Genomic DNA, 17,771 nt, shown 5'->3' with positions numbered 1-17,771 from the left:
TCGCGTGGTAAACCGCATGTCGGAAGCGGTTTCGGTGCGGGAGGGCGAACGCGGTGGAACCGTTCGGTGAACGCTCGGTGTGACAGCCGTCTCGTTCACCCAACCGGCATCGTGGCGACACTTCGAGGTTGCTGGGGCGCATTGTCGGGCTGGCTTCATCGTGGATATGACTATTTCGTCCGTGCTGACAGCCCCGGCTCGACCAACGGACTCCGGGGAGGGACGGTCGCGTTACTCGCTGGTGGTCTCCTCCGACCTCGATCACCGCGTCGCCGCGCAGCGCCTGCGCTACAACGTATTCGCCAACGAGCCGGGTTTCCGGATCCCGAATGACGGCAGCGGTTTGGACGCCGACCATTTCGACGAGCACTGCGACCACATGCTGGTGCGGGACGACGCCAGCGGGGAATTCGTCGGCTGCTACCGGATGCTGCCGCCGGACAAGGTCGCCGCGGCGGGCGGGTACTACACGGCGACGGAATTCGATCTCGCTCAACTGGATCCGGAACGGATGCGGATCGTCGAGATGGGCCGCGCGTGCGTGGTCCCCGACCACCGCAACGGCTCGGTGCTCACCCTCATGTGGGCTGGGATCCTGCACTACATCCAGCTCACCGGCTACGAGTGGGTGATGGGCTGCGTGTCGGTGCCGATGCAGGACACCCCGGCCGACCCGCCCGGAGTGAACGTGCGCGGCGTGCGCGACATGCTGCTCGGGCGGCACGCCTCCGACCCGGAGCGCCGGGTGCACCCTTACAACCCGGTGATCGTCGACGGCAAGACCCTCGACGAACTGACCCCGCCGTCGCGTCCGAAGCTGCCCCCGCTGGTGCGCGGCTACCTGCGGCTGGGCGCGGAGATCTGCGGCGAGCCCGCCCACGATCCCGCCTTCGCGGTCGCCGACTTCGTCGTGCTGCTCGGGCTGAACACCATCAACACCCGCTACCTCGATCGCCTACGAGACGCCGCCGCGTCGTTCGACGGAGGACGGTGAGGACAGTGGTCTTCGACGCGCCACCCGCCACGTCCGCCGCGCACGCATGGATGCCGTCGAGTCCCTGCGGTTCCGGCTGCATCGATTCGATCGACCGGGTCGGCCCGGCGCGGGTGGCCGCCCGGCTGGCCGGAGTCGCGGGCCTGCTGCTCAGCTACCCGATCGCGCACGCGGTGACCCCGCGCGGCAAGCGTGCGCCTTTGCAGCGCGGCTACGCGCGCCTGCTGCTCGCTTCCATCGGCCTGCGGTTGCGCGTCGTCGACAACCGGGTGACCCCGGACGAGCGTGGTGTCGTCGATGAGGGCGACACCACGCTCGCACCCGCCGGTTTCGGCGCCGCAGGCCGGGGTGTGCTGATCGTCACCGGGCACATCAGCTGGACCGACATCGTCGCCTTGGCCTCGGTGCAGCCGCTCGGCTTCGTGGCCCGCGCCGACATGCTGGACTGGCCGATGATCGGCAAACTCGCCGAGTTGATGCGGGTGATCCCGATCGAACGCGAGAGCCTGCGGCAGTTGCCGGGCGTAGTGGCCGCGGTCGGAGCGCGGTTGGCGGCCGGTGAGCGGATCGGCGTCTTCCCCGAGGGCACCACGTGGTGTGGCCGCGCCTACGGCAGCATGCGTCCCGCGTTGCTCCAGGCCGCGGTGGACACCGGCACCCCCGTGCAGCCGGTGCGGTTGCGGTACCTGGACCGGCACGGCGTGCCGTGCACGGTGCCCGCTTTCGTCGGCGTCGACACCTTCGGCTCCTCCGCCGGGCGGGTGCTGCGTTCGCGTGGAATGGTCGCCGAAGTGGTGCTGGAACCGGTGCTGGAACCCGGCCCCGACCGGCGCGAACTGGCCCGCCGCTGCGAGGCGGCCGTTCGCGGCACCGCGTCGCCGCGCCACGAAACCACGGAATGGATCGAGGCGGGGCACACCCGGGTACAGGACCCGTCGGTCGCGACCGAAGCACCGGAAGTGCGCCGACCTCGCCGCCGCCCGATTCTGCGCGGCCGCCGCACCGCAGCGGTCGCCCGGTAAGCGACTCGACCGGTTTCACGAGTGGCACACCACTGAGAGGTCTACTCGCGGTTTGCCACAGCCATGTGCCACTCGCGGACGTGTCTGTTGGGGGGTCGCGCGTTCACATGAGCACCGGCGTGGAGGGTGCCCGCACATGAGTCCGGGGCGAGCCGATGTCGACCCGCCCCGGAAGCTGGGGAAGAACTCAGAAGCCGCTTCCCGTCGGCGGCCGCCACCTGTTGTCCCAGCCGTGATCCCAGCCGCGATCCCAGTCGTCGTGGCGGTCGCGGCCGCGGAACCAGTCGTCGTTGCGGCCGCGATCCCAGTCGTTGTGCCTGCCGCGATTCCAGTCGTCGTGACCGTGGCGGCCGTGGGTCGCGTCGAGCTGGTCGGCGGGTTCGAGCACGATCGGGTCGGCGAGCGCGGGCACCGCGGCGGCGGCGACCGGCATCAGGGCGAGTACGGACGCGGCGGCGGCGCGTGCCAGCACACGTCGGGTACGTCCATGGGTGCGTGGGTCCATCGGAACTTCCTCACTATCGATTCGTCCGGGAGGCGACCGCTCGGCCGTCCCGGCCCGGATCCGCTCTCCAAAACGGATCGACGATCAACACGCTGAACAACGTACCGCTATTCAGCGGTACGATCAATAGGTGAAAACCCTGAGATCCGGCCGGTCACAGGGTGTTCGAACCTGAACAGCGCCGGGGAACGGACTCCGCGCGGGCGCGCGAGCAGGGGGGAATAAGCGGCTGAGGGTGACAGCTATCCTTAACTGGTCATGAAGTCGGCTTTTTCGGGTCCGGTCAACGGTGCTGCGCCCCAGACGGTCTACCTCGATCACGCGGCCACCACACCGATGCTGCCCGCGGCCATCGAGGCGATGACGGCTGCCTTGCGCAGCACGGGCAACGCGTCCTCGTTGCACGGCTCCGGGCGCGCCGCCCGTCGGCTGCTGGAGGAGGCGCGCGAGTCGATCGCGGCCGACCTGGGCGCCCGGCCCTCGGAGGTCATCTTCACCTCCGGCGGCACCGAGAGCGACAACCTGGCGGTGAAGGGCATCTTCTGGGCGCGCCGCGACGCCGATCCGCGCCGGAACCGGATCATCACCAGCTCGGTCGAGCACCACGCGGTGATCGACGCGGTGGAGTGGCTGGAGCGGCACGAGGGCGCGGAAGTCACCTGGCTGCCGGTCGACGCCGAGGGCGTGGTCGCGGCCGCAGCGCTGCGCGCCGCGCTCGCCGCCCATCCCGACGAGGTCGCGCTGGTCACCGTCATGTGGGCGAACAACGAGGTCGGCACGATCCAGCCGATCGTCGAACTCGCTTCCGTCGCAGCCGAATTCGGCGTGCCGATGCACAGCGACGCGGTGCAGGCGGCGGCGCAGCTGCCCATCGACTTCGCCGCGAGCGGCCTGTCCGCGGCCAGCTTCGCCGGGCACAAGGTCGGCGGCCCGCACGGTATCGGGGTGCTACTGCTCGGCAGGCAGGTGCCGTGCGTGCCGCTGCTGCACGGCGGCGGGCACGAGCGCGACCTGCGGTCGGGCACCTCGGACACGGCGGCCGCGATCGGCCTGGCCGCCGCGCTGCGCCAGACTTCGATCGAACTACACGCCCGGACCGCCGAGCTGGTCGCGTTGCGGGACGCGTTGATCGACGGGATCCGCTCGACGGCGCCCGACGCGGTGCTCAACGGACCGGCCGGCGAACGGAGGCTACCCGGCAACGTGCACATCACATTTCCCGGCTGCGAAGGGGATTCGCTGCTGATGCTGCTGGACGCCGCGGGGATCGAATGCTCGACCGGTTCGGCGTGCACCGCGGGCGTCGCCACGCCCAGTCACGTGCTGATCGCGATGGGTGTCGAGCCCTGGCAGGCGCGCGGATCGCTGCGCTTCTCGCTGGGACACACCTCGACGCGTGCCGATGTCGACGCAGTACTGAAAGTCTTGCCGCAAGTGGTGGAGCGGGCCAAGGCCGCGGGCCTGGCCGGTGCGAAAGGAGGTGTTTGATGCGGGTACTCGCCGCGATGAGCGGTGGTGTGGATTCGGCCGTGGCGGCGGCGCGTGCCGTCGACGCCGGTCACGAGGTGGTCGGCGTGCATCTGGCGCTGTCGGCGACACCGGGCACGCTGCGCACCGGATCGCGCGGTTGCTGCTCGAAGGAGGACGCCGGTGACGCCCGGCGCGCCGCCGACGTGCTCGGCATCCCGTTCTACGTCTGGGATTTCGCCGACCGCTTCAAGGAAGACGTCATCGACGACTTCGTCGCGGCCTACGCGGCGGGCGAGACGCCGAACCCGTGCCTGCGCTGCAACGAGAAGATCAAGTTCTCCGCCCTGGCCGACCGCGCGGTGGCGCTCGGCTTCGACGCCGTGGTCACCGGACACTACGCGCGGCTCGAGGACGGTGTGCTGCGCCGCGCCGTCGACGCCGACAAGGACCAGTCCTATGTGCTGGCGGTGCTGACCGCGCAGCAGCTCTCGCGCGCGATGTTCCCGGTGGGCGACACCCCCAAGCCGCAGATCCGCGCCGAGGCCGCCGAGCGCGGGCTCGCCGTCGCGAACAAGCCCGACAGCCACGACATCTGCTTCATCCCCTCCGGCGACACGCGCGCCTTCCTCGGCGCGAAGATCGGCATCCGGCCCGGCGCGGTCGTCGACGCCGACGGCCGGGAGCTCGCGCGGCACGAGGGTGTGCACGGATTCACCATCGGCCAGCGCAAGGGTCTGGGGTTGCCGGGTCCCGCCGCCGACGGCAAGCCGCGGTACGTCACCGGCATCGATCCCGAGTCCGGCACGGTCCGCGTGGGGTCCGCCGAGGACTTGCAGGTCTGGACGGTCGAGGCGGAGCACGCGATCTGGACGTCCGGCTCCGCGCCCGTGGGCCCGATCGAGTGCGTGGCGCAGGTGCGCGCGCACGGCGGCACCGCGCCCGCGGTGGCCGAGGCGGTGGGCGACGGACTGCTCGTGCGGCTGCGCGAGCCGCTGACCGGCGTCGCGCGCGGCCAAGCCGTGGTCGTCTACCGTCCGGATCCCGAGGGTGACGAGGTGATCGGCAGCGGGACCATCTCCGGCACCGCGCAAGAGCCTGTCACGAGTGAAATGGGGGCCGAGGCGGCGCGGTGATCCCGCACCATCCTCCGGTGTCGTCCGGTGCGGAAAACTGGGCTGTGACCGTCGAGGACGACGGGTCCCGTAAATGGCGGAATCGATCGGATGGAGTGCGGCAACGGTGTACGAGACCGGCACGGATGACGTGACGCGAGACGGCGGGACGGACGTGACCGCCGAGCCGGTGCGCTTGCGAGGCGGCGTCGCCACCGGCGTCGGCTCTTGGCCGGGCACCGACCCGCGCGAGGCCGCCGCGACCATCGTCGGCGAACTCGGTGAGTTACCGCACCTGGTGGAGCTGCCCGGTCGGGGCGCGGGCGCGGACCTGGTCGGCCGCGCCTCCGCGTTGCTGGTCGATCTGCGTTTCGACACCACCTCCAGGGGCTATCGACTGGCGCCGCGCCCGGGTTCGGTCTCGCGGCGCGCCCATGACCTGCTGCGGACCGATCTGGACGCGCTCGAGGAAGCGTGGGAGAACGCAGGCCTGTCCGGTCGCGGCCGGACGGTGAAGGTGCAGTCGGCGGGCCCGCTGACGTTGGCCGCGCAGGTCGAGTTGCCCGGCGGTCATCGGGTGCTCACCGATCCCGGCGCGGTGCGCGACCTCTCGGAGTCCCTGGCCGAGGGGCTGGCGCAGCACGTGGCGGAGGTGCGCAAGCGGCTCGGCGCGCAGGTCGTCGTGCAGCTGGACGAACCGTCGCTGACGGCCGTGCTGGACGGCTCGCTGCGCGGGGTGAGCGTGCTGAACACCGTGCGCGCGTTGCCCGAACCGGAAGCGCTGGCCGTGCTGGACGCGGTGATCACCGCCCAGTCCGCGCCGGTGCTGGTGCACAGCTGCGCCGAGCCGCCCGCGCTCGGTGCGCTGCGCCGCAGCGCCGCCGCGGGGATCGGGTTCGATTTGAGCATCATCGGCACCGGGCAACTCGACGAGGTCGGGGAGGCCCTGGAAGCGGGCAAGCAGCTGGTGCTCGGTGTCGTCCCCACCGAGGCGCCTGCCGCGACGGTCACCTGGCGGACCTTCGCGGAACCGGGCGTGCGGCTGATCGATCGGCTCGGCTTCGGCCGCCGCACGCTGGCGGAGCGGGTCGCGGTCAGCCCGGCATGCGGACTGGCGGGCGGGTCGCTGGAGTGGAGCAGACGAGCGCTGCGCTTGACCGCGGACGTCGCGCGCGCGTATGCCGAAGAGCCGGAGGAGCTTTCGTTCTCCTGACGTCGCCGTGCGAGAACGCGAATCCCCGCTCGGACCCGCGGTGCAGGTCCGTTCGCACGATGACACCCCGTGAGTTCGGTCTGCCGTGGTGTGGGTTTCGCGACGGCGAGCCGGGGCAGGCCGCCGCACCGCCGGAGCGCCGGTGCTCGCGCCGAAGAACGGACCGGCCGGAATTCGTGTCCGCCAGGGCGGCGACGTGCGCGAACACGGCGGCTCACTGTCGGTGGCCTCCGCTAATGTGCGATGGGTGAGTGACAGCGAGAGCGCGGCGGCCCCGGCGACGCCAGAGCAGCGGGTGGACTGGCAGCAACTCGCGGACGAGGTGCGTGAGCATCAGTTCCGCTACTACGTCCGGGACGCGCCGATCATCTCCGACGGCGAGTTCGACGCGCTGTTGCGGCGGTTGCAGGCCATGGAGGACGAGCATCCGGACCTGCGCACGCCGGACTCGCCGACCCAGCTGGTCGGCGGTGGGTTCGCGACCGATTTCACCGCCGTCGACCATCTCGAGCGGATGCTGTCGCTGGACAACGTGTTCGACGTCGACGAGCTACGCGCCTGGGCCGCCCGGGTGGAGGGGGAGACCGGGCCGGACCTGCACTATCTGTGCGAGGTCAAGATCGACGGCGTCGCGCTGAACCTGGTCTACGAGAACGGCAGGCTGGTCCGTGGCGCCACTCGAGGCGACGGACGCACGGGTGAAGACGTGACGCTCAACGCGCGCACCATCGATGACATCCCCGGCGAGCTGAACCCCAGCGACGAGTTCCCGATCCCGCGACTACTGGAGGTCCGCGGCGAGGTGTACTTCCGGCTGGAGGATTTCGAGACGCTCAACGCCGCCATCGTGGCCGAGGGCAAGCCGCCCTACGCCAACCCGCGCAACACCGCGGCCGGTTCGCTGCGGCAGAAGGATCCGTCGGTCACCGCGCGGCGCAGACTGCGCATGATCTGTCACGGCTTCGGCCGGATCGAGGGCTACACGCCGACCTCGCAATACGAGGCGTACCGCGCGCTCGCCGCGTGGGGCCTGCCGGTGTCCGAGCACACCAGACGGGTGCAGGGCATCGACGCGGTGATCGAGCGAGTCGCGTATTGGGGCGAGCACCGGCACGACATCGAGCACGAGATCGACGGCCAGGTGATCAAGGTCGACGAGACCGCGCTGCAACGCCGCCTCGGCTCCACCTCGCGCGCTCCGCGCTGGGCGATCGCCTACAAGTACCCGCCCGAGGAGGCGACGACCAAGCTGCTGAACATCCAGGTGAACGTCGGCCGCACCGGGCGGGTGACGCCGTTCGCGGTGATGGAGCCGGTGTCGGTCGCGGGGTCGACGGTCGCGATGGCCACCTTGCACAACTCGGCCGAGGTCAAGCGCAAAGGCGTGCTGATCGGCGACACGGTCACCATCCGCAAGGCGGGTGACGTGATCCCCGAGGTGCTGGGGCCGGTGGTGGACGCGCGTCCCGAGGACGCGCGCGAATTCGTCATGCCGACGCACTGTCCCGAATGCGGCACCGAACTGCGCCCGGAGAAAGAGGGCGACGCCGATATCCGCTGCCCGAACCAGCAGTTCTGCCCGGCCCAGTTGCGCGAGCGCGTGTACCACGTAGCAGGCCGCGGCGCTTTCGACATCGAGGCCCTCGGTTACGAGGGCGCGATCGATCTGCTGAAGTCCGGCGCCATCACCGACGAGGGCGACTTGTTCGACTTGGACGAGGCGACGCTGCTCACCACGTCGCTCTACGCCAACAAGAACGGCAGCCTCTCCGCCAACGGCAAGCGGCTGCTGGAGAACTTGGCCGCGGTCAAGAACCGGCCGCTGTGGCGGGTGCTGGTCGGCCTGTCCATCCGGCACGTCGGCCCCACCGCGGCGCGAGCGCTGGCCGCCGAATTCGGCAGCTTGGACCGCATCGAGGCGGCGTCGGTCGAGGAATTGGCCGCCGCCGACGGCGTGGGCCCTACCATCGCGGCCGCGGTGGCGGAGTGGTTCACCGTCGACTGGCACCGCGCCGTGGTGGCGAAGTGGCGGGCCGCGGGTGTGCGGATGGAGGACGAGCGCGACGAATCCATCGAGCGCAACCTGGAGGGTCTGTCCATCGTGGTGACCGGTTCGCTGCAAGGCTTCACCCGCGACGGCGCCAAGGAGGCGATCCTGGTGCGCGGCGGCAAGGCGGCCAGTTCGGTTTCGAAGAAGACCGCGTTCGTGGTGATCGGCGACGCGCCGGGGTCCAAGGCCGCCAAGGCGGAGGAACTCGGTGTGCCGATTCTCGACGAGGAGGGGTTCCAGCGGCTGCTGGCCGGCGGTACCGAGGCGGTCACGCCGGAGACGGCCGCGGAGGACGCCGAAGCCGAGGAGTGATCGGCGCTTGACCTAAAGATACGTTGAGGTATGAGGATCGACCGGTAGGCGACTACCAGGAGGTCATCATGTCTCGTCCTACCGCACTGATCACCGGCGCATCGGCCGGGTTCGGCGCTGCGCTCGCGCGGGCGCTGATCGAACAAGGGTGGCGGGTGCTGGGGACCGGGCGTCGTGCCGACCGGTTGACGCGGGTGGCCGCCGAACTCGGGCCGTCGTTCCAGGCAGTCCCGGGCGACGTCACGGATCCGGCGGATCGCGCCCGGTTGGCGGACGCCGCGCGCGGTGCGGGGGAACTCGCCCTGGTGGTGAACAACGCCAGCCGTCTCGGGCCGAGTCCGTTGCTGGGCCTCGCGGACTATCCACTCGACGAGTTCGAGCGTGTCTTGCGCACGAATGTCGTCGCGCCACTGGCGATTCTGCGGCTCGTGCTGCCGCTGCTGCGGCCGGACGGCGCCATGGTGAACATCAGCTCCGACGCCGCGGTGGAGCCGTATCCCACGTGGGGTGGATACGGTTCGTCGAAGGCAGCGCTCGATCAGCTCACGGCCATCCTCGGTGCGGAGCATCCGGCCCTGTCCATCTACGCGTTCGATCCCGGCGACATGCGTACCGAGATGCATCAGGCCGCGTTTCCCGGCGTCGACATCTCCGACCGGCCCGAGCCCGCGACAGTGGTGCCCGCGCTGCTGCGGTTGCTCGCCGAGAAGCCGAAGAGCGGGCGTTATGCCGCCGCGGATTTCGTGGCCGGGCGGGCGTCATGACGGTGCGGACCGAACTGCCGTTCTTCGATCTGTCCCCGGATCGCAACGCCACCCTCCCGCCCGAGGCGAGAGGGATGGCGCGCGACGAGGTCCGTTTGCTCGTCGTCGACGACGGTCTGACGCACGCCCGATTCCGGGAGCTGCCCGACCGCCTGCGCCCGGGCGACCTTCTGGTGGTGAACAACTCGGCGACCATCTCGTCGGCGGTCGACGCCACGGTGGATGGGGAGCCGGTCGTGCTGCATTTCTCCACCTGGCTGGACGACGGCAGCTGGGTGGTCGAGGTCCGGACCACCGAGCGCACTCCCTATCCGGCCGAGCGGCTCTCGGCCGGGACCGTGTTGCGATTGCCGGGTGCGACGGCCACGCTGCGAGCGCCCTGGCTTCCCGGCGGACGTCGTCTCTGGAGTGCGGACGTCACCGGCGACGTGTTCGGGTTGCTCGCCGCACACGGCCGCCCCATCACGTATGCCTATGTGCCGCAGCGGTGGTCGGCGGCCTATTACACGACGGTCTTCGGCAGGGTGCCGGGCAGCGCGGAAATGCCGAGTGCGGCACGGCCGTTCACCGAGCGTGTGGTGTTGGATCTGATCACCGCAGGGGTTGCTCTCGCGCCGATCACCCTGCATACCGGCGTCTCCTCGCCCGAGGCCGGTGAACCGCCGAGCCCGGAACGGTTCGCCGTTGCCGCCTCGACGGCGCGGCTGGTGAACGACACGAAAGCCGCCGGTGGGCGGGTCGTCGCGGTGGGCACGACGGTGACGCGGGCGCTGGAGACCGCCGCCGACCCGTTGGGACTGGTCCACGCGTCGCGCGGGTGGACCGACCTGGTGCTCGGCGCACGGCGACCGGCGCGCGTGGTGGACGGTCTGATCACCGGTTGGCACGCGCCCGGCGCGTCACACCTGGATCTCCTGGCAGCAGTGGCGGGGGAGGAAACCGTCGCCGCCGCGTATGCCGCCGCCGTGGACACCGGCTACCTGTGGCACGAGTTCGGCGACAGCGCTCTGCTGTTCGGGCGTGACCCGCTCAGTGGACCGTGACCGTGGCGCCCAGCTGGCCCGCGATGTCGAAACGCCCGCAGCGGCCGTCGCTCAGGTCGAGTTTCTGGGTGATGATCTTGCCGCGGCGATTCTTGAACGTCGCCTCGGCGGACACGTCGGCGGCGGCCGTCGAGCACACCTTCGACACCACGCCGGGCGGGTCGTAGCTGACCGTCCCGCCACCCTGGCAGGTGTTCGTGCTGTTGGCCAGGAACACGCGTGCGGTGCCCTCCGGACACGGCGCGTCCGCCACCGCCTCCGGCGCCACGGTCAGCGAGCCCAGCGCGAGCGCGGCCACGACGGAGCCTCCGACCACTACGCGACGAACCGTCGATCCCATCGTTACCCTCATCCCATCGAACAACTTCGGCAGTACGCCGCGGCAAGACCACAGCGTGCAGGCATGCTAACCCGCTATCACACCTGCTGTCCTGATGACGGTCGTCCAGCTACTGGGAGAACAGCAGATCATCCACGGCGATGGTGGTGTCCGCGTAATGGACGGGAATGTGGTCGCCGGGCCGGTACCTGGTCCGAGTGCGATAACCCTCCGACGTCGGTTCGGTGTGTTCGTAGATCACATCTTTGGTGACGACCCAATAGGTCGGATATCCGGCGCGGCTGTACAGATCCGCCTTGCGGTTGAGATCCTGCACCACCGTTTCGTCCGAAACCTCCACCACAAGAAGGACATCGGAAGCCGCCCACACCGAGAGCTTGTTGCCGATCAGGTCGACGGGCTCGGCGCCTGAGCGAAGTGCCCAGCAGTCGGGATCGGGCAACGACTGACCGGTAGGTAGTGTCGCGTTGGTCACTTCCACACCTGCCCGTGGCAGCCGACCGACGATCCGGCCGACTGTGAACCCGTGCCAGTCCCCGATAACCACCGGCCATACCTCCCCCTCGACGAGTTCGACACGATGGTCGAACGCGCCCGCCTCCCACGCGCGCAGGAACTCGCTGCGCGTCCAGCGGTAGGCGATCGAAGCCTCGGTCATGCGCTCAGGGTACCGTGCCGCCGACCGTCGATCCATCGGTAACAGACCTGTTCGACCAGGTAGCAGTCGTGATCAGGCACCGCAGGCGGAAAAGTCGTCGCCGCGCCGAATCGATGTGTGAGCCTGATGCGTGAGTATCCGATCTGGACACGACAGGCGCGGATCGCGGACGCCACCGGGTTGATGTCGCACAGCCGTGGCCCAGACGGAAGTATGGCGGCATGCTGCGCAGTTTTCAGGTGACCAATCACAGATCGCTGGCCGACGAGCAGGAGTTGCGGCTCACCAGAGGAAGCGGGCCGGTGGCGGTGCCGGTGACCGCCGTGCACGGCGGCGCCGCTGCGGGCAAGACGAACCTGATCGACGCGCTCGGGCAGATGCGCGACGCGGTGTTGCACTCGGTGACCGGGTGGGACCCGTACGCGGGCCCGGTGCGGGCGCCGCATCTCGGATTCCCGGACCGGCCTTCGGAGTTCGTGGCGGCGTTCGTCGCCGAGGGCGTGCCGTATACCTACGGGTTCCGGCTGGACAACGCCGACGTGACGGCGGAATGGCTGCACACCCATCCGCGCTCGCGCAAGCGAATCGTGTTCGAGCGCAACGGGGAACAGATCAAGATCGGCCCGATGTTCGAGGCCGCGCGCTACGGGATCACCGCGCTGGCTCCGCTGGTTCGTCCGAACGCGTTGCTGCTCAGCCTCGCCGGTCAGATGTATTCCGACGCGCTCGTGCCCGCTTACCGCTGGTTCGATTCCATGCTGGAAGTGCAGCGCGGTCCCGCTGAACCCGACGCCATCGCCCATCGGCTGGGCAGCCACATCTCCCGATCCCCGGACAACGCGGCGCGGCTGTTGATGCTGCTGCGCACGGCCGAGCTGGGCATCAGCGATCTGCTCGTCGCCGAACACGACCCGTTGTACGCCGACTACCTGCGTGATCTGGACGCCGACATCGCCGGTCTCGGCAAGCAGATCGATCTGTGCGCCTCCTCGCCCGGCCACGCCGATCAGTTGCTGCGTGACAACGGCCTGACCCCGGTGCTGCTCGAACGTGAGCTGACCAATCTGAAGGCCGCGCGCGATGCCTTGTACACGCGCATGGTGGCCCGGCGCGGCGTCGGCCTGAGCCTGGTGCACGACGGCATCGACGCCCCGTTCGGGATCGGCGACGAATCCTTCGCCACGCTGTCGTTGCTGCGGGTCCTGCCCGCCATGCTCGACGCGCTGGACGAGGGCCGGGTACTCGCCGTCGACGACATCGGCGCGTGCCTGCCCGCGGAGGAGACCGATCGGTTGATCCAGCTGTTCCAGAACCCGGAGACGAATGCCCGCGGGGCGCAGTTGATCTTCACCACGAACAATCGGACGCTGATCGATCGGGGCAACGGACGATCGCAACGCACCCGCACATCGGTCTGGCAGGTACGGCGCACGGCTCAGGGCGCCAGCGAGCTCACGCCGGTCTGACGCGACTTAGCATGGGGGCATGTTGGAGTTCGTCGCGCTGGTAACCCTGACCGCGGTGTTGGTGTCGCTGATCGTGTTCACCATCCGCGGCAAGCGGGGCTACCGCCCGGCGAACCCGGAGGAGGGGACGCTGTACGTCACCGGTGTGAGCCCGCGCCCCGACGCGACGGGCGAACAGTACGTGACCATCACCGGGAATCTGAGCGGTCCTTCCGTCTCCGGCAAGGTCGTGTACGGCCGTTTCGCCTGGGACACGAGTTCCTGGCCGTCGATCGGCGACCTGCTCACCGTCGTCTATCCGGCGGGCAAGCCCGACCGCTGGCAGATCTCTCGTCCCGGCTGAGCGGTCGCCGTGCCATAGCCCACACTATGGTCGATGGCATCATGCCGGGTATGGATGAGCGGGACGCGGGTGTCGTCGTCCGGGCGGCGCGGCCCGAGGAGTACGCGACGATCGGCGAGTTGACGGTGGAGGTCTACGTCGGCGAAGGCTACGTGGCAACGGGCAGCTGGTACGCGGGCGAGCTGGCCGACACCGCCCGCCGCGCCGCCTCGGCCCGGGTCCTGGTCGCCACGCACGCGGGCCGGATCGTCGGCTCGCTGACGGTCGCACCCGCGGGCAATCCGTACGCGGAGATCGCGCTGCCGGGTGAACTCGAGTTCCGCATGCTCGCCGTCGCGAAGGCCGCGCGCGGACTCGGCGCGGGGACGGCACTGGTGCGCGCCGTGCTCGAACTCGCCCGCGCGGAAGGTTGCGCGGCGGTCGCCCTCACCACCATGGCCGCCATGGTCGACGCCCGGCGGATATACGATCGCTTCGGCTTCCTCCCCGTACCGAGCCGGGACTGGCGTACTCCCGCCGGGGAGCTGCTGCATGTGCTCCGGCTACCGCTCGGCCCTTCTGGCGATTCCGCCTAGGTATTCGTCCGCGGCGCGGAATCCGCTGCGCCGCTTGCGAATCAGCCGAGGACGGTGGCGACGATCCCGGCGAGGTAGCCGAGCCGGGCCACCTCGGAGGGCCGGAAGTCGGGGCCGCCCGGCCTGCCGAGCAGCAGCACCTTGCCGGTGTTGCCGAGCGGAGCGGCGGCGAGTTTGGTGTCCATGTCCCGCCAGATCTCCGGCACCCAGTCGGCTTCGGGGTCGAGCACCGTCGGCTTCTCCAGCGGCATCCACGGCGCCGAACCCGCTTGTGTCTGTGGCGCACTCGGGCTGCCCACCACCCGGTAGGCGCCCTGCGGCCCGATATCGATGATCGTGCTCCAGCCGACCCGCAGCACCCGTGGCACACCGTCCACCAGCACCTGCATCCGGTCGTCGCGAGCACCGGCCACCTGATCGATGAGCTCGAGCTCGCGGTGGGTGTCGAGCACGCCGGAGTACGGGCGGATCGAGTCCACGTGCACGTCGCCGATGGATTCGGCGGCGGTGATGAGGGTGTCGGGGAGTGCGCCGGAGGGCACCTCGACGACCAGATCGTCGACGGCGTAGCCCGCGCCGCGCTCGACCACGTCCAGCGAGAGGATGTCGGCACCGACGGAGCCGAGTGCGAGGGCGAGCGCACCGAGGCTTCCCGGTCGATCCGGAAGTTGCACGCGGAGCAGATACGACACGTGCGTTTCCTTTCTTAGGGCGGCCGAGGCTCTGAACGGATACCCGGGTGACGCAATACTTACACCCCTTACGGCCGGTTATCGAGTCGAAGACCGGCGAGTGATGCGCGCCACTCGATGAATTCGCGCGAAACCGGCGTGTCGGGCTAGTCCGAGCGGACGTGTCGCGCGCCGGAGGGGGTTGCCGGTGGCCTGCTGGGCGATGGTTCCTCCGCCGCGCCGACGAAGCCCGGGTGCCGGGTGGTGAGCCGGTCCCCGGTGGCTAGGCTGTGTGGGTTGAGCACTGTTGATAACGAAGCCGAAAGGGGTCCCGCGGTGCCCGCCATCTCCCGCGACGAGGTCGCACACCTCGCCCGGCTGTCCCGGCTCGCGCTGTCCGACGCGGAACTGGATCAGTTCGCCGGACAGCTGGATTCGATCCTGAGCCATGTGCGGACCATTTCCGAGGTAGCCGCCGCCGACGTCCCGGCTACGGCGTCGCCGAACCCGGCGACCAATGTGACCCGTCCCGACGAGGTGGTGCCGGGCCTGACCCCGCGGGAGGCGCTGTCGGGCGCGCCCGCGGTGGACGAGCAGCGGTTCATGGTGCCGCAGATTCTGGGGGAGGGCGAATGAACGCGGCATCGCATCGCGATTCCATGGAGGGCGGTGGCGGGTCGACGGGTGGGCGTGATCTGACGACGCTGTCGGCGGCCGAGCTGGCCGGCAAGATCCACGGCCGCGAGCTGTCCTCGGTCGAGGTCACCCAGGCGCACCTGGACCGGATCGCCGCGGTCGACGGCGAGTACCACGCCTTCCTGCACGTCGCGGGAGAGCAGGCGCTCGAGGCCGCGGCCGCGGTGGACGCCGCGATCGCCTCCGGCGCCGAGCCCGCTTCGCCGCTGGCCGGAGTTCCGTTGGCGCTCAAGGACGTGTTCACCACCACGGACATGCCCACCACCTGTGCGTCGAAGATCCTCGAGGGTTGGGTGTCGCCGTACGACGCGACGCTCACCACGCGGCTGCGCGCGGCGGGCATCCCGATCCTCGGCAAGACCAACATGGACGAGTTCGCCATGGGCTCCTCCACCGAGAACTCCGCCTACGGTCCCACCCGCAACCCGTGGGACACCACCCGCATCCCGGGCGGTTCGGGCGGCGGCTCCGCGGCGGCGCTGGCCTCGCATCAGGCCCCGCTGGCCATCGGCACCGATACCGGCGGATCGATCCGCCAGCCCGCGGCCGTCACCGCCACCGTCGGCACCAAGCCCACCTACGGCACCGTGTCGCGCTTCGGCCTGGTCGCGTGCGCGTCGTCGCTGGACCAGGGCGGTCCGTGCGGTCGAACGGTGCTGGACACGGCGCTGCTGCACGAGGTGATCGCCGGATACGACCCGCGCGACTCCACCTCGCGCGACGTTCCGGTGCCGCCGGTGGTGGCCGCCGCGCGCGCCGGGGCGCAGGGCGATCTGCGCGGCGTCAAGATCGGCGTGGTGAAGGAGCTGCATTCCGACAGCTACCAGCCCGGCGTGCTCGCCTCCTTCGACGCCGCCGTGGCGGTGCTGAAGGATCTCGGCGCCGAAGTGATCGAAGTGTCCTGTCCGCACTTCGAATACGCGCTGTCGTCCTACTACTTGGTGATGCCGTCGGAGGTGTCGTCGAACCTCGCGCGGTTCGACGCGATGCGCTACGGCCTGCGCGTCGCCGACGACGGTCAGCACAGCGCCGAGCAGGTCATGGCGGCCACACGCGCGGCCGGGTTCGGCCCCGAGGTCAAGCGGCGGATCATGATCGGCACCTACGCGCTGTCGGCGGGCTACTACGACGCCTACTACGGTCAGGCGCTGAAGGTGCGCACGCTGATCGCCCGCGACTTCGACAAGGCCTACGAGCAGGTCGACGTGCTCGTCTCGCCGACCAGCCCGTTCACGCCGTGGAAGCTGGGCGAGAAGGTCGACGATCCGCTGGCCATGTACCTGTCGGACCTGTGCACCCTCCCGACCAACCTGGCCGGTCATCCCGCCATGTCGGTCCCCTCCGGGCTGAGCAAGGACGACGGCATGCCCGTCGGCCTCCAGATCATGGCCCCCGCCCTCGCCGACGATCGCCTCTACCGGGTGGGCGCGGCCTACGAGGCCGCCCGCGGGCCCATCGCCTGATATCGCCGAGCCGCTCGGTTTCCGCGCACGCGGTACCGAGCGGCTCGGTGAATGATCAGGCGGGCCAGACGAATTCGGGGTCGCTGACGTAGTCGTCGCGGCGTTGATCCAACGCGAGTGCGACCATTTGGTGCGCGCCGGGCCCGATGATCTTGCGTAGCGGGGGGTTCGCCATGTTCACCAACTCGATCAGGCCCGCTGCGCCGACCTCCGGGGGCGCTTCGATCCATTCGGCCTCGGTGTCGGCGCTCGGCTCCACCGAAGCGGTGGACTCGTTCGCTGTGTTTCCCGGCCCGGCTTCGGTCGACGTCGTTCCGGTCGCCGGACCGGCAGTCGCTTCGGCCGGGTAGTCCGGCATACCCAGGATGGAGTTGCGCAACTGCGCATAGGCGGGAATGCCAGTGGCGAATCGCATGCTCGACTTGGCCCAGTCGGTGTCGAAGCCGCCCATCTGCGCGAGCGTGACTCGGATGCCGAAGGGGCGCAGTTCGTCCGCGAGCGAGGCGCTGAATCCCTCCAGGGCCCATTTGCTCGCGTTGTACAGCCCGAACAGGGGAAGACTGCCCACGGCCCCGACCGTGGAGATCTGCACGATGTGCCCCGAACCCTGTGTGCGCAGATGGGGCACCGCCGCTTGGGAAACCCAGAGGGCGCCGAAGAAGTTGGTGTCCATCTGGTCGCGGATCTGCGTCTCGGTCAGTTCCTCCACGGCGCCGACCAAGCCGTAACCCGCGTTGTTCACGATCACATCGATCGTGCCCGTCAGCGCGAACGCCTTGTCCACGGTGGCGAGCACGCCGGCGCGGTCGCGAACGTCCAAGGGCAACACGGTGAGACGGTCGTCGGCAATGCCCGCGAGGGTCTCCGGGTTCCTTGCGGTCGCGACGACGCGATCGCCCTCGGCGAGCGCGGCCGTCGTGAAGGCGCGGCCGAGTCCGCGGCCTGCGCCGGTGATGAACCACGTTCTGGTCATGGGTGATCCCTAAGTTTGTAGGTGTCTGGGGTTGGTGCCCTGGATGCCCAGGGCGGTGGGGTGTAGCTGATGGTTGTTTGCCTCTATCGAGGCTTGAAAGG

Annotated in this window: 18 protein-coding genes; 13 read left to right on the top strand and 5 right to left on the bottom strand. The window is 69.8% G+C overall.

Going from position 1 to position 17,771, the window contains the following annotated elements; genetic code table 11:
- Nucleotides 1–166: 166 nt before the first annotated feature.
- A complete protein-coding gene (locus ACWEH3_RS25945) occupies nucleotides 167–994 on the top strand; it encodes a GNAT family N-acetyltransferase (protein WP_450020493.1) in 828 nt (275 codons plus the stop codon).
- The gene (locus ACWEH3_RS25940; RefSeq protein ID WP_450020495.1) at nucleotides 991–2,016 is read left to right on the top strand and encodes a lysophospholipid acyltransferase family protein; all 1,026 of its coding nucleotides are present in this window, start codon (nucleotides 991–993) and stop codon (nucleotides 2,014–2,016) included. The genes ACWEH3_RS25945 and ACWEH3_RS25940 overlap by 4 nt, the downstream gene beginning before the upstream one ends.
- A 187-nt stretch (nucleotides 2,017–2,203) precedes the next feature.
- Here the strand turns inward: ACWEH3_RS25940 and ACWEH3_RS25935 are convergent, their stop codons facing one another.
- Complete coding sequence (locus ACWEH3_RS25935) at nucleotides 2,204–2,521, bottom strand: hypothetical protein (RefSeq protein WP_450020497.1); 318 nt, start codon at nucleotides 2,519–2,521, stop codon at nucleotides 2,204–2,206.
- A gap of 258 nt (nucleotides 2,522–2,779) precedes the next feature.
- Here ACWEH3_RS25935 and ACWEH3_RS25930 point away from each other — a divergent pair, with 258 nt between their 5' ends.
- The 6 genes from ACWEH3_RS25930 (at nucleotide 2,780) to ACWEH3_RS25905 (ending at nucleotide 10,485) form a co-directional block, all read left to right on the top strand.
- Entirely contained in the window at nucleotides 2,780–4,009 is a 1,230-nt protein-coding gene (locus ACWEH3_RS25930) for a cysteine desulfurase family protein (RefSeq protein ID WP_450020499.1), read from the top strand.
- A complete protein-coding gene (gene mnmA / locus ACWEH3_RS25925; protein ID WP_450020501.1) occupies nucleotides 4,009–5,124 on the top strand; it encodes a tRNA 2-thiouridine(34) synthase MnmA in 1,116 nt (371 codons plus the stop codon). Before ACWEH3_RS25930 ends, mnmA begins: the two co-directional genes overlap by 1 nt.
- A 73-nt stretch (nucleotides 5,125–5,197) precedes the next feature.
- Entirely contained in the window at nucleotides 5,198–6,316 is a 1,119-nt protein-coding gene (locus ACWEH3_RS25920; RefSeq protein ID WP_450020503.1) for a methionine synthase, read from the top strand.
- A gap of 247 nt (nucleotides 6,317–6,563) precedes the next feature.
- Entirely contained in the window at nucleotides 6,564–8,678 is a 2,115-nt protein-coding gene (gene ligA / locus ACWEH3_RS25915; RefSeq protein WP_450020505.1) for an NAD-dependent DNA ligase LigA, read from the top strand.
- 68 nt (nucleotides 8,679–8,746) lie between these two features.
- On the top strand, nucleotides 8,747–9,442 hold the full coding sequence (locus tag ACWEH3_RS25910; protein ID WP_450020507.1) for an SDR family NAD(P)-dependent oxidoreductase: 696 nt from the start codon (nucleotides 8,747–8,749) through the stop codon (nucleotides 9,440–9,442).
- Nucleotides 9,439–10,485, top strand: coding sequence for an S-adenosylmethionine:tRNA ribosyltransferase-isomerase (locus ACWEH3_RS25905; RefSeq protein ID WP_450020509.1), 1,047 nt, complete (start codon nucleotides 9,439–9,441; stop codon nucleotides 10,483–10,485). The genes ACWEH3_RS25910 and ACWEH3_RS25905 overlap by 4 nt, the downstream gene beginning before the upstream one ends.
- On the opposite strand, the gene ACWEH3_RS25900 is transcribed toward ACWEH3_RS25905, so the two are convergent.
- The gene (locus tag ACWEH3_RS25900) at nucleotides 10,472–10,825 is read right to left on the bottom strand and encodes a hypothetical protein (protein WP_450020511.1); all 354 of its coding nucleotides are present in this window, start codon (nucleotides 10,823–10,825) and stop codon (nucleotides 10,472–10,474) included. The genes ACWEH3_RS25905 and ACWEH3_RS25900 overlap by 14 nt on opposite strands.
- A 109-nt stretch (nucleotides 10,826–10,934) precedes the next feature.
- A complete protein-coding gene (locus ACWEH3_RS25895) occupies nucleotides 10,935–11,483 on the bottom strand; it encodes a Uma2 family endonuclease (RefSeq protein ID WP_450020513.1) in 549 nt (182 codons plus the stop codon).
- 221 nt (nucleotides 11,484–11,704) lie between these two features.
- Between ACWEH3_RS25895 and ACWEH3_RS25890 the strand changes: the two genes are divergently transcribed.
- From ACWEH3_RS25890 to ACWEH3_RS25880, 3 genes are read left to right on the top strand one after another with little or no spacing between them, the layout of a single operon-like run.
- A complete protein-coding gene (locus tag ACWEH3_RS25890) occupies nucleotides 11,705–12,949 on the top strand; it encodes an AAA family ATPase (RefSeq protein ID WP_450020515.1) in 1,245 nt (414 codons plus the stop codon).
- 19 nt (nucleotides 12,950–12,968) lie between these two features.
- Nucleotides 12,969–13,292 carry a hypothetical protein gene (locus ACWEH3_RS25885; RefSeq protein WP_355078797.1) on the top strand — a complete coding sequence of 108 codons (324 nt, stop codon included), beginning with the start codon at nucleotides 12,969–12,971 and terminating at the stop codon, nucleotides 13,290–13,292.
- 50 nt (nucleotides 13,293–13,342) lie between these two features.
- Nucleotides 13,343–13,867, top strand: a complete 525-nt coding sequence (locus tag ACWEH3_RS25880; protein WP_450020517.1) for a GNAT family N-acetyltransferase — start codon at nucleotides 13,343–13,345, stop codon at nucleotides 13,865–13,867.
- A gap of 41 nt (nucleotides 13,868–13,908) precedes the next feature.
- Here ACWEH3_RS25880 and ACWEH3_RS25875 read toward each other — a convergent pair whose 3' ends face one another.
- The gene (locus tag ACWEH3_RS25875; protein WP_450020519.1) at nucleotides 13,909–14,559 is read right to left on the bottom strand and encodes an amino acid-binding protein; all 651 of its coding nucleotides are present in this window, start codon (nucleotides 14,557–14,559) and stop codon (nucleotides 13,909–13,911) included.
- Between the two features lie 315 nt (nucleotides 14,560–14,874).
- Between ACWEH3_RS25875 and gatC the strand changes: the two genes are divergently transcribed.
- Together gatC and gatA are read left to right on the top strand one after the other, a co-directional pair.
- Complete coding sequence (gene gatC / locus ACWEH3_RS25870; protein ID WP_067797657.1) at nucleotides 14,875–15,174, top strand: Asp-tRNA(Asn)/Glu-tRNA(Gln) amidotransferase subunit GatC; 300 nt, start codon at nucleotides 14,875–14,877, stop codon at nucleotides 15,172–15,174.
- Nucleotides 15,171–16,697, top strand: a complete 1,527-nt coding sequence (gene gatA, locus ACWEH3_RS25865; protein WP_450020521.1) for an Asp-tRNA(Asn)/Glu-tRNA(Gln) amidotransferase subunit GatA — start codon at nucleotides 15,171–15,173, stop codon at nucleotides 16,695–16,697. The genes gatC and gatA overlap by 4 nt, the downstream gene beginning before the upstream one ends.
- A gap of 55 nt (nucleotides 16,698–16,752) precedes the next feature.
- Here gatA and ACWEH3_RS25860 read toward each other — a convergent pair whose 3' ends face one another.
- Nucleotides 16,753–17,670 (bottom strand): SDR family NAD(P)-dependent oxidoreductase, encoded by a 918-nt coding sequence (locus tag ACWEH3_RS25860; RefSeq protein ID WP_450020523.1) that lies wholly within the window; start codon nucleotides 17,668–17,670, stop codon nucleotides 16,753–16,755.
- Nucleotides 17,671–17,771: the final 101 nt, after the last annotated feature.

The sequence above is a fragment of the Nocardia sp. NPDC004718 genome, from assembly GCF_053601535.1.
This window is presented reverse-complemented; position numbering and strand designations above follow the sequence as displayed.

What these genes read in the sequence shown, in the direction of transcription:
- ACWEH3_RS25945 (WP_450020493.1), top strand. Translation starts at nt 167, where the DNA reads ATGACTATTTCGTCCGTGCTGACAGCCCCGGCTCGACCAACGGACTCC.
- ACWEH3_RS25935 (WP_450020497.1), bottom strand. Translation starts at nt 2,521, where the DNA reads ATGGACCCACGCACCCATGGACGTACCCGACGTGTGCTGGCACGCGCC.
- ACWEH3_RS25930 (WP_450020499.1), top strand. Translation starts at nt 2,780, where the DNA reads ATGAAGTCGGCTTTTTCGGGTCCGGTCAACGGTGCTGCGCCCCAGACG.
- mnmA (WP_450020501.1), top strand. Translation starts at nt 4,009, where the DNA reads ATGCGGGTACTCGCCGCGATGAGCGGTGGTGTGGATTCGGCCGTGGCG.
- ACWEH3_RS25920 (WP_450020503.1), top strand. Translation starts at nt 5,198, where the DNA reads ATGGCGGAATCGATCGGATGGAGTGCGGCAACGGTGTACGAGACCGGC.
- ACWEH3_RS25910 (WP_450020507.1), top strand. Translation starts at nt 8,747, where the DNA reads ATGTCTCGTCCTACCGCACTGATCACCGGCGCATCGGCCGGGTTCGGC.
- ACWEH3_RS25905 (WP_450020509.1), top strand. Translation starts at nt 9,439, where the DNA reads ATGACGGTGCGGACCGAACTGCCGTTCTTCGATCTGTCCCCGGATCGC.
- ACWEH3_RS25900 (WP_450020511.1), bottom strand. Translation starts at nt 10,825, where the DNA reads ATGGGATCGACGGTTCGTCGCGTAGTGGTCGGAGGCTCCGTCGTGGCC.
- ACWEH3_RS25895 (WP_450020513.1), bottom strand. Translation starts at nt 11,483, where the DNA reads ATGACCGAGGCTTCGATCGCCTACCGCTGGACGCGCAGCGAGTTCCTG.
- ACWEH3_RS25890 (WP_450020515.1), top strand. Translation starts at nt 11,705, where the DNA reads ATGCTGCGCAGTTTTCAGGTGACCAATCACAGATCGCTGGCCGACGAG.
- ACWEH3_RS25885 (WP_355078797.1), top strand. Translation starts at nt 12,969, where the DNA reads ATGTTGGAGTTCGTCGCGCTGGTAACCCTGACCGCGGTGTTGGTGTCG.
- ACWEH3_RS25880 (WP_450020517.1), top strand. Translation starts at nt 13,343, where the DNA reads ATGGATGAGCGGGACGCGGGTGTCGTCGTCCGGGCGGCGCGGCCCGAG.
- gatA (WP_450020521.1), top strand. Translation starts at nt 15,171, where the DNA reads ATGAACGCGGCATCGCATCGCGATTCCATGGAGGGCGGTGGCGGGTCG.
- ACWEH3_RS25860 (WP_450020523.1), bottom strand. Translation starts at nt 17,670, where the DNA reads ATGACCAGAACGTGGTTCATCACCGGCGCAGGCCGCGGACTCGGCCGC.